Below are 10,180 nucleotides of genomic sequence, written 5' to 3'. Positions count from 1 at the left end.
GCACGACGCACACCGCACGGCCCGCCGCGACCGGCGTCGCGTCCAAGCCAGCCACGATCCGCGTCGTGCCCAAGCCCGCTACGACCAGCGTCGCCCCCAATCCCACGACCGGCCACGCGCCCACGGGCGACATGGCCACCACCGTGCTGGTCGTCGAGAAGGGAGTGAAGATCCCCATCGGCTTCTCCGGCCTGGGCCTGTCGCCCGCCGAGCAGCAGATTGTGAAGGAGGGGTTCAAGCTGGGCACGGTCGGCAGGGCGGCCCAGCAGGGCTGCACGCCAGGGACGGTGATCGGCGTCAGCCCGCACGGCCCGACGGCCGTGCACCGGGGTGCCACGATCGACCTCACCCTCTGCTCCCGTTGACCTGAGACATTCCGCTCTGCCCGGCAGCACTGCCGGGCGGAGCGAGGTCGCGCCGTCGATGGCATGAGCCTCCCGACCCGGCTTGTCCACCGCTACGCGAGCGTTCCAGGCTCCTCGGCCCCCAGTTGGTACACGAAGCGGGTGAGGCCTTCGACGTCGCCGACAGCCAGGCGTCCGTTGTGCAGCAGGAGTTGGGCGTCGGACATGGTAGTGAACGCAGGGTCGGTGCCGACGGAGTCGCCGCGGTCCTTGAAGAGGCGCACGCGGATGAGGTCCGACTGTGCCCGGACGCGGACCGCGACATGGGTGTCGCAGCCTGCTGCGTCTGCAGCGCATCGCGGGCGGCTGGCCATTCGACGGGGCATCCCTTACGTCCTGTGCCCCGAGGGCCATGTCTCGCTCGCCGGGCCCGCCTCTGACTCGTTTCCGGCTCGGGAATGTCCGATTCCTCACCGCGTAACGCTTCAGCCTCAAGCACCCCCACTTGAAAGGTTGGGGGTGCCAGATGCGTGTGGCGGGAGGTAAATGGGCTGCAAGCGGTGTCAGTTCCGGACACGGAGATCCTTCACCACTCCGGGAAGGCCGGAACCCGATGCGCACGGGGTTTGCCGCGGTTCGAGTGGGGAGACCCGAAGGCCGGCAGATCAGGCTCGGTTCCGGCGCTGGTCGCCTCTGTCTTGGCGGAGTCGGTCGGCGTGGCGGGTGACGTCATGGACGCGTCCCGCGAGGTCGGGGTGGTGGGCCCCCAGGTATGTGTGCGTGAGGGTCAGGGGGCCGACGAGGGCGGCGGCGTCGTTGTTGGCGAGAGCGGCGGTGAGCTCGGCAAGTGGGCTGCGGGCGGCGGCGGGGAGGTCGGTGAGCGCGGTGATCTGCCCGGCGAGCCGGCGTAGCTCTGCGGCGTTGGCACGGGCCCAGGCGGTCACGGTGCGGTCGGCGGCGCGCCGGTCGCGAGTGGCCTGTACCCGCTGCTCGCCCGTGGATCCCGGGTTTCCGGGGCGTATGCGCAGGTAGCGGCGTTCGGCGGCCTGGCGGCTGGAGACGCCGAGGGGGTGAGCGAGGTCGGCCCAGCTTGCGCCCGCCTCCCGGGCCGCTTCGATCAGGCCCGGTTCCCACTCGGCGAGTTGATCGCGTACTTCGCGGAGCAGCAGGAGCGCGGCCAGTGCCTGCTCCGGGCCGGCCTGGCTGGGCTCGGGGTACTCCTCGGCCCGCGCTGCCTGGGCGGTGCGCAGGGCCTCGCTGATCGAGTTCAGCGCCGCGGCGGCGGCGAGGAAGGACAGGCCGCGGGCACCGGGGGTGGGCTGATCGTCAACGGCCATGGCGCCTCCACTGCGATGTCGTCACTTGGACGACCTCCTGCTTGTCATCACTTGGATGACATGTTACAACGGTGGCAGGCGAACGCATTGGCACTGACCTAGACGCTGGAGGTGTTTCACGATGTTGATGCGTACCGACCCGTTCCGTGAGCTTGACCGGCTCACCCAGCAGCTCCTGAATACGACTGGCACCTGGTCGCGTCCGTCGGCGATGCCAATGGACGCCTACCGTGAGGGCGAGGAGTACGTGATCGCCCTCGACCTGCCCGGGGTCTCCACGGACGCGATCGAGATCGACGTCGAGCGGAACATGCTGACCGTCAAGGCGGAGCGGCGGCCCGTCACGAAGGCGGACGATGTGCAGATGGAGCTCTCCGAACGGCCTCTGGGTGTCTTCTCCCGTCAGCTCATGCTGGCCGACACCCTGGACACCGATCGCATCAAGGCGGACTACGACGCGGGTGTACTGACCCTGCGGATCCCGATCGCAGAGCGCGCCAAGCCCCGCAAGATCGCCATCGGTGGCGGCTCGGCGCACAAGGAGATCAGCGGCTGAGTTCTCTCCCGGCCGGAGGCGGGGATAGGGCCTTCGTTGTGGCCGTCCCCGTCCTCCGCTCGTCGCCGCACCCGCATGGCAGCAGCGATGACCATGCGAGGGGAGGCGTTCCTGGACGAGGTCGAGGAGCGCGGCGAGCACGAGACCACCGAGCAAGCCGAGGGCGGCCCGCACGCTCCCGGCACTGCTGGGCGCGCACCTGGTGGGCGAAGTACGCAAGGAAGTGACCGCCCGGCTGCCGGAAGAATGGGCACGCGTCCTGCTCTATCCGCTCCAGGCGTACGAGCCGCTGTCCTGCGAGCGGTATGTACGGGCCACCCCGGCATGGATCGAGGGAGCCACTGAACAGACCGCGGCTTGGGACGTGAGTGCTGTGCTCAGCGTGGCCGCGGACGCCACGGGGCGAAGAGCTCACCCGCCGCATCCTGTTCCAGCTCCCGGCGGGCCACGACCTGCTGTTCGGCCACCCCCAGCGGGTCTGGCCCACAGGCTGGGCCCCCCTTCCCTCACCCCGAGCGGCGCCGCGACCACCTCAGACGAGAAAGGCAACCGCGTCACCGATGATTCCCCAGCACGAGCCGTGCGGGTCCACCGCGGGCATGACGTTCGAGCAGATGCTGGAAAGAGTGCGGTACGAAGGCGCGTACCCCACCCGCGCACAGGCCGAGGAGGCCGTGCGCGCCGTGCTGGCTGGCCTCGGGCGCCAGCTCACGGGCGACGAGCGCGTGGAGCTCGCCACCAGACTGCCGCACGAGGCCGCCGTCGCCTTCACATCCGGGACTCCCGCCACCGAACCCCTCACCGGCTGGGGCTTCGTCAAAGACCTGGCACGCCGCGTCGGCGGCACGCCGGCCACGACCCGCTGGGACACCGGTACCGTCCTGCGCATCGTGGCCCAGCTCGCCGGCGATGAACTCCTCAGCCGCATCCTCGTCCGACTCCCCTCCGGCTACGCCCTGCTGTTCGGCCGTGGCGAGCTCACGCAGGCCGCCTGACTAGAAGGCAGTCCTCGAGACTTCCCCCTTTGGTGAGGGACCACCACGACCGCCCCGGCCTCCGTCATGCCATCTGGCGGGGCGGAGCGCTCTGGTTGGCGAGCTGAGCATTGCGGCCGGCGAGCGAGTTGATCTCTGTGCGGCGACGGTGCGGATGCCGTTGCTGAGGGGGTGCATAGGATCGCCGGCATGGCACTGCGACCTGTTCAGGTGAACATCAAGGCTCTTGACGCCTCGGCGATCGGCCGGTTCTGGGCAAAGGCACTCGGCTGGAGTGCCTACAGCCCCGGCGTGACCACCTACGTCGGACCTGCCGGCGGCCTCGTGTGGCCGGACCCGGTCGCCGTCTGCATCGACGTCGTTCCCGTTCCGGAACCCAAGACGACAACCAAGAACCGTGTGCACCTCGATCTCGCCACCACCTCCGCGGCCCATCAGGCGGAGTTGGTCGCGTGCCTCCAGGCGCTCGGTGCGACGCCCGCCCACGTGGGCCAGGGCAAAGTGCCATGGACGGTCCTCGCCGACCCGGAGGGCAACGAGTTCTGCGTGCTGGAGCCTCGGGAGGTCTACCGGGACACCGGGCCGATCGCCGCGGTGGTGGTCGACTGCGCGGATCCGCGGGCCATGGCCCGGTTCTGGGGTGAGGCGATGGACTGGACCCTGCACGAGGTGACCGACGATCATGCGGTGCTGCGCTCCGCCAGGGGTGTCGGCCCGTATCTCGAGTTCCTCCGCACGTCCGGCGTGAAGACCGTGCCGGACCGCGTCCATCTTGACCTGCTGCCGTATCCCGGTGACGACAAAGCAGCGGAGGTGGCCCGGCTGCGGTCCCTCGGCGCCACCGACCTCGACCTCGGCCAGGGCGACGTTCCGTGGACGTGCCTGGCCGACCCGGAGGGCCATGAGTTCTGCGTCCTCGCCCCGTCCTGACGCGGAGCCTTCACGACACACGGGAGCCTTGTGTGCTCATGTGCCAAGACCCCGGGTGGGTTGGACTGCGGAGGGGCACGGAGGCGGTCCTTGCTGCCGCCTTGGCGCCCGCTCCGGGGTTGTGAAACGCTCGGTTCATGACATATCCCTCCCCAGTCTGCATGTCGATCTCGAACGAGTGAGCCTGGCTGCTGTGCCGGGAGTCCACCCGGGTTCAGGCTTCCGTTCGGGGAGTGAGGAACAGCCATGACGACGACCGAGCACGCTCACCACAGCGACGAGCACAGCGATCCCACCTTGTACCGCACTCCGGCGGATGCCGTCGCCGCGCCCCCGGAGACGGTCGCCTACGTCGTGGGTTTCGACCCGAGAGCACTGCGCGCCGACGCGTTGTTCACCGTCGGTACGGACCCCGAATCTCCCATGTACGGCCACGTGATTTCCCGCGCCGAGCTACCCGACGCGGGCAACGAACTGCACCACTTCGGCTGGAACGCCTGCTCGAGCGCGCTGGCGCACGCCGGTCACCAGCACGCTGCGCGGCGCTACCTCATCGTCCCGGGACTGCGCTCGTCCCGGTTGCACGTTTTCGACACCAGCCCCGATCCCGGCCGCCCCCACCTGGTCAAGGTGGTCGAGCCCGAGGAACTGGCCGCCAAGGCCGGATACTCACGCCCGCACACCCTCCACTGCGGCCCCGATGGAGTGTTCCTGTCCTGTCTGGGCGGCGCGGACGATGGAGAGGGGCCCGGCGGCGTCGCACTGCTGGACCACGAAAGCTTCGACGTGCTGCGCGCCTGGGAGAGCGACCGCGGACCGCAGTGGCTCGCCTACGACGTCTGGTGGCACCTGCGCCAGAACATCGCCGTGACCAGCGAGTGGGGCACCCCCTCGATGATCGAGGACGGCCTTGTCCCCGAACTGCTGCTGAATCGCCGGTACGGCCACTCACTGCACTTCTGGGAGCTGGACTCCGGCCGGCATCTGCAGAGTCTCGACCTCGGGGACGAGAACCAGATGGTCCTGGAACTGCGCCCCGCGCACGACCCCGAGGCGACGTGGGGGTTCACCAACACCGTGGTCAACGTGGAGGACCTGTCGGCATCGGTCTGGTTGTGGAACCGGGAGGGCGAGGACTTCGTGATCCGCAAGGTGATCACCGTTCCGGCCGAGCCCGCGCAAACGCAGGACCTGCCCCCCGCGCTGCAGCCGTTCGGCGCCGTGCCGCCGTTGATCACCGACATCGACCTGTCCGTGGACGACCAGTGGCTTTACGTATCCGCATGGGGAACCGGTGACCTGCTCCAGTACAACGTGAGCGACCCATTCCGTCCCAGGCAGACCGCGTCCGTGCGTCTCGGCGGCATCGTCGACAGGCAGCCGCACCCCGCCGAGCCCGACACTCCGCTGACCGGCGGAGCACAGATGGTCGAGCTCAGCCGCGACGGGCAGCGCGTGTACCTGACGAACTCCTTGTATGCCGCCTGGGACGACCAGTTCTATCCCTCGGGCATCGACCCGTGGATGGTCAAACTCGACGCCGACACCGCGCAGGGCGGGCTCCTGATCGACAGCGGCTTCTACCCGCACGGCACGGACTTCTCCGGGTTGCGCGTGCACCAGACGCGCCTGCAGGGCGGCGACGCCTCCTCGGATTCGTACTGCTACCGCCGGTGACATGCGCTCCGTCCCGTTGGCCGTTGTCGGGGCCGGGGTCCCGCCCCGACAGACAGTCATCCCCCAGCGGGGCGGCGAAGTGAACCTGGCGCGTTCGCCTCACCCGGTCGGTGGGCAACGCCCGTGCGGCGGCAGCCCGGCTCCCGGCCACCGGAAGGACTCATCAGACCTGTGTGCGCGGGCAGGAGGCACGCCGCCTGGCGCGCAGCAGGTCCGCCGCAGATGGATGTACCGGCGCGCGCATCCGGACGTCGCAGACTCGCGTCCGGTCAGGCGAGCCGGGGAGTGCCGCACGGGGCTGAACGGGGCCTGTCTGCCGGACAACCAGGTGGCCGTTGACCGCCGTGCCCCACGCCAGCACGCGTGGACCAGGTCTGCCAAAGCCCTCGCGGCCGCTGCCGGACGCCCAGGTATGACGGTGCGGGCTGGGGGTAACCGGGGCGAGGTATGGCCGATGTGACGACTGAAAAGAGGGGGAGGCTCCCGGTGCTCATGGCACACCCCGCCGTCCTGCGGAACCTGGTCGAGCAGTACGACGCGCTGCGCATCCTGCACGCCGAGGACGGCAGCGAGGAGGTCCGCCGACGCATGGGCGACGTCGCCTACACGCTCTGCGTGTCCACCGGCACCCGTGACATCGATGCCGCCCTGATTGCCGCCCGGCACCGGCTGCCCGGCGCCCGCCCACACGACGATTCCCTCGTTCCCGCCTGAATTCCTGCGCCTGCCTCACAAGCAGCGCGCGGACCAGGCCGCCGCTCCCCGCCGTCCGGCAGGTGTTCAGGCGCGGGCTGGGTGTGACCCGGCATCGGCCGCAGGGCCTGAGGGCCCGGACCCAACCGGACGCTGTTGCAGCGGGCGATGCAGTGGGCGATGCAGTGGGCGACCCGGAGTCGGGACCAGGTTTGCGGTTCGCTGGAAGTCCGGCCGGCCCCGCAGAGCCTCGCAGATGGTGTCTCGCCCAGGCCGGGACGCGACCCGGAATCCTGCCGCTGACCTGCCGTCCGAGCAATGGATGCAATCCCCCGGTTTCAAACCGCGCTGCCGGCGTTGATCGGTTACAGCGCCGCGTCGGGCCGAAAGCCCCTTCGTGGGTCATCGGCTACGACAGGGCGGCAGCCGGACGCCGTTCGGCAACCACTGCCCGGATCCGAGTGATCAGCGACGGCAGAAGCAGCGAGCTCGCCGTCGCCCCGGCCGCGGCGGACAGCGCGATGCCCCAGGCGACGGGGCCGAGGGGGGTGCAGCCGAAGAACTGGCTGAGGACGGGGGTCTGGACGACCGCCGCCAGCGCGGCCAGGGAGCCGAGGGAAGAGATGACGATCGCTCCGCTGCGGCCTCCGACGAGGAGGGTCTGCCCGAGCTGTGTCCCCACCAGTGCGACCAGGGCGACGGTGCGGGCGCGGGGGGCGCGGCCGGTGAACCGTGCGGCCAGCCAGCCGGCCGTGGCGCCCAGGGTGGTGGCCAGGGCGCGGCACACCATGTCCTCGGTCAGGGCCGTGCCGAGCGAGACCTCGGGTCCCTCGTGAAGCATGCGTTCGGCGGCCTCGGGATTGGGCGGGCGCAGGGCGACGGCCATGGCAGGGGCGAGGTCCGTGAAGAGGTTGACGAGCAGGAGCTGGCGCGCCGTCAGAGGTGAGGTCCCGGTGGCGGCCGCACCGAGTACGGTGAAGGCGATTTCGCCGAGGTTGCCGCCGACCAGGATCGCCAGGGCCTCCCGTACGGAGGCCCACATCGCGCGGCCCTCCACGAGCGCGTCGAGCACCGTCTCCAGCCGGTCATCCGTGACGACAAGGTCGGCCGCGGCACGCGCGGCCGGCGTGGCCCGCCTACCGAATGCGATCCCGAGGTCGGCGAGCCGGATGGCGGGCGCGTCGTTGGCGCCGTCGCCCGTCATCGCGACTGTACGGCCCAGACGTTGGAAGGCCTGCACCACGCGGACTTTGTGCACGGGGGCGCCGCGGGCGACCACACAGACGTCGGGCAGCAGTTTGTCGAGGGCGCGGTCGTCGAGGTTGTCGAGTTCGGCTCCGGTCACCACCCGTCTGCCGTCCAGGACACCCAGTTCGCGGGCCATCGACTCGGCGGTGCCCGGGTGGTCTCCGGTAATCATCACGATGTGTACCCCCGCGTCCGCGAGTCGGCGCACCGCGTCGCGCGCGGTGGCGCGCACCCGGTCGGCGAACGCGAGGAAGCCGAGGAAGTCGAGGCCGTCCACGGCCTCGTCGGTGAGCTTGCCCCCGGGCGCGTCCCGGAGTTCGGCGACCGCGAGGATCCGGTGGCCCTTGGCCGCGAGTTTCTCTCCTGTCGCGAGGACCGCCTTGCGCCTCTTCTTGTCGAGAGGCCGGCCGCCATGGGTGGCACAGCGCTCCACGACCTCCTCCGGCGCACCCTTCACCGACAGGATCCGCCGTTTCCCGAGGCGGCCTCGCGTCGCGTGGAATCCACGGCTCGGTTCGAACGGCAGGCTCGAGGTGTGCTGCCAGCCTGGCGCGCCCGTCGTCCGGCTCACTCCCGCCTCCATTGCGCCGCCGGTGACCGCACCGTCGGTGGCGTGTTGCAGCTCGCCGCCGTTGTGCGGGCGTGGTGTCGCCCGCAACGCCGCACCGAGGACGGCACGCTGCTCGTCCCGGAGAGCTTCGAGAAGCCGGCTGTCCCCGTCGGCGGAGACGGCGACGAGTGAGATCCGTCCGTGGGTCAGGGTTCCGGTCTTGTCGAAGCACAGGACGTCGGTGCGGCCGGCCGCCTCAATGGTGCGGGGACGCCTGAGCAGGGCCCCGCGCGTGGAAAGCCTTCTGGCGGAGGCGAGTTGGGCAGCGGAGACCAAGAAGGGCAGCCCTTCGGGGACGCTGGCCACTGCCAGCCCGACACCTGCTCCGACCGTGTCCCGGACGGAGCGTCCGCGCAGCATGCCCGCCGCCACCAACGCGGCGGCCGAACCGAGGGCCACCGGAAGCGTGGTACGGGTGATCCGGGCCAGTCGGCGCTCGACCCCCGCGGAGGGTGCCGCTCCCCGCCCGCCTGTTGCGGCGCGGCCGGCCTCGGTGGCCGTGCCGGTGGCGACGACGACCGCGCGGCCGCGGCCTGCTGCCGCAGTGGTGCCTTCGTAGACCATGGATGTACGGTCCCCGATGTCCGAGGCCAGAACGGGCTCCACACTTTTGGCCACCGGCAGCGACTCGCCGGTCAGTGCGGATTCGTCGACTTCCAGGTGATGTGCCTCCAACAGGCGGCCGTCCGCCGGCACCACGTCACCCGAATTCAGTTCCACCACGTCGCCCACGGCCAGTTCCTCGGCAGGAACACTCCTCTCCTCCCCGTCCCGTACCACCTTGGCCATGACGGCCGACTTCCGCCTCAGCCGGGCGACCGCGCGGTCGGTCCGGTACCGCTGGAACCCGCCCATGAGTCCGGACACGGCTGTGACCGCCACGATGACGACGGCATCGAGGACAGCACCCACCGATGCCGACATGGCCGCCCCAGCGCCGAGAACGGGCGTGAGCGGGTTCGCCATCTCGGCCAGGCAGACCCGTCCGAGCGACGTCGTCGGCGCCCGCTCGGTGGTGGTGGCCCGTGCGCGGGCCTCCTGGGCCGTCAGCCCGCCCTCGCTGCCACCGGTCCTGGCAAGAACGGTGGACGGGTCCATCGCATGCCATGGGTGCCGCGACGAGGTCTGCGGCGGTGGGCGCCGCAGTAGCCGTACCGCCGACCAGGCACCGGCAACGAGGCCAAGGGTGGCCGCCACGTTGAACGCCGTCACGCCCCGGGCCGCCGGACGCCGTTGCCGCCCCGCCAGCACCGCCGTCGCGCCGACCACGGCCGCGGCCTGGGCGATCCGCACACCCCGGCGCGCGGTCTCCCGGGCGCTTCGGCAGGCCTCCACGATCGCCACGGCCGCAGCAGGATCGCCGTCCAGGTAGAGGTCCGCACCCCAGGGTGGGGAACCCTCCTGCGGGTCGGCGACGCCCACGCCGACATCGGCGGCCGCGAGTGCGTGGCGATCGTGCGAGAGCAGCAGCACGCCGTCACCGTCACGCTGCAAGTCCCGTACGGAGTCGAACAGCCGATCATCACCCGCGCCGATCGCGTCTGCATCCCTCATGGAGGCGTCGCCGGTGTGCGCCCCCGCCGCGACCACCTTGAGCCCGGCCGCGTGCCCGGCCACGACGATGGCGCTCGCCGCATCATGCATCTCGGGCAGCGCGCTGATCACGGCGAGCAGCCGCTGTCCGTACGCCAGGCCCAGCGCGAGCTGCCCGCTCTCCCGTCGCAGCCGCTCCCGTGCCCGCTTCCTCGTGCTTGCATTCAATGTCAGGGATTCGACGGGTCCCAGTACCC

At 70.7% G+C, this 10,180-nt stretch carries 7 protein-coding genes and 2 pseudogenes; 7 read left to right on the top strand and 2 right to left on the bottom strand.

Features of this window, described 5'->3' with window-relative positions; genetic code table 11:
• Positions 1-365: pseudogene (locus tag ACFW2E_RS31305) on the top strand (hypothetical protein); the annotation flags it as partial.
• A 644-nt stretch (positions 366-1,009) separates the two neighbouring features.
• Here ACFW2E_RS31305 and ACFW2E_RS31300 read toward each other — a convergent pair.
• The gene (locus tag ACFW2E_RS31300; protein WP_384470505.1) at positions 1,010-1,681 is read right to left on the bottom strand and encodes a type III effector protein; all 672 of its coding nucleotides are present in this window, start codon (positions 1,679-1,681) and stop codon (positions 1,010-1,012) included.
• A 121-nt stretch (positions 1,682-1,802) separates the two neighbouring features.
• Here ACFW2E_RS31300 and ACFW2E_RS31295 point away from each other — a divergent pair, with 121 nt between their 5' ends.
• The 6 genes and pseudogenes from ACFW2E_RS31295 (at position 1,803) to ACFW2E_RS31270 (ending at position 6,553) form a co-directional block, all read left to right on the top strand.
• The gene (locus ACFW2E_RS31295; RefSeq protein ID WP_384470503.1) at positions 1,803-2,237 is read left to right on the top strand and encodes an Hsp20/alpha crystallin family protein; all 435 of its coding nucleotides are present in this window, start codon (positions 1,803-1,805) and stop codon (positions 2,235-2,237) included.
• Between the two features lie 87 nt (positions 2,238-2,324).
• Positions 2,325-2,710, top strand: a pseudogene (locus ACFW2E_RS31290) (DUF2267 domain-containing protein); the annotation flags it as partial.
• A 126-nt stretch (positions 2,711-2,836) separates the two neighbouring features.
• Positions 2,837-3,232, top strand: coding sequence for a DUF2267 domain-containing protein (locus ACFW2E_RS31285; protein WP_384470508.1), 396 nt, complete (start codon positions 2,837-2,839; stop codon positions 3,230-3,232).
• A 189-nt stretch (positions 3,233-3,421) separates the two neighbouring features.
• Positions 3,422-4,162 carry a VOC family protein gene (locus ACFW2E_RS31280; protein ID WP_384470500.1) on the top strand — a complete coding sequence of 247 codons (741 nt, stop codon included), beginning with the start codon at positions 3,422-3,424 and terminating at the stop codon, positions 4,160-4,162.
• Positions 4,163-4,408: 246 nt separating this feature from the next.
• On the top strand, positions 4,409-5,839 hold the full coding sequence (locus ACFW2E_RS31275; RefSeq protein ID WP_384470497.1) for a selenium-binding protein SBP56-related protein: 1,431 nt from the start codon (positions 4,409-4,411) through the stop codon (positions 5,837-5,839).
• A 486-nt stretch (positions 5,840-6,325) separates the two neighbouring features.
• Positions 6,326-6,553: a DUF5133 domain-containing protein gene (locus ACFW2E_RS31270; protein WP_384470494.1), complete on the top strand. Its 228-nt coding sequence runs from the start codon at positions 6,326-6,328 to the stop codon at positions 6,551-6,553.
• A gap of 388 nt (positions 6,554-6,941) precedes the next feature.
• Here ACFW2E_RS31270 and ACFW2E_RS31265 read toward each other — a convergent pair.
• A partial coding sequence (locus ACFW2E_RS31265; RefSeq protein WP_384470491.1) for a cation-translocating P-type ATPase occupies positions 6,942-10,180 on the bottom strand: 3,239 nt, incomplete at its 5' end.

It is taken from the genome of Streptomyces sp. NPDC058964, from assembly GCF_042741275.1.
GTDB lineage: Bacteria > Actinomycetota > Actinomycetes > Streptomycetales > Streptomycetaceae > Streptomyces.
This window is presented reverse-complemented; position numbering and strand designations above follow the sequence as displayed.

What these genes read in the sequence shown, in the direction of transcription:
- ACFW2E_RS31300 (WP_384470505.1), bottom strand. Translation starts at nt 1,681, where the DNA reads ATGGCCGTTGACGATCAGCCCACCCCCGGTGCCCGCGGCCTGTCCTTC.
- ACFW2E_RS31295 (WP_384470503.1), top strand. Translation starts at nt 1,803, where the DNA reads ATGTTGATGCGTACCGACCCGTTCCGTGAGCTTGACCGGCTCACCCAG.
- ACFW2E_RS31285 (WP_384470508.1), top strand. Translation starts at nt 2,837, where the DNA reads ATGACGTTCGAGCAGATGCTGGAAAGAGTGCGGTACGAAGGCGCGTAC.
- ACFW2E_RS31280 (WP_384470500.1), top strand. Translation starts at nt 3,422, where the DNA reads ATGGCACTGCGACCTGTTCAGGTGAACATCAAGGCTCTTGACGCCTCG.
- ACFW2E_RS31275 (WP_384470497.1), top strand. Translation starts at nt 4,409, where the DNA reads ATGACGACGACCGAGCACGCTCACCACAGCGACGAGCACAGCGATCCC.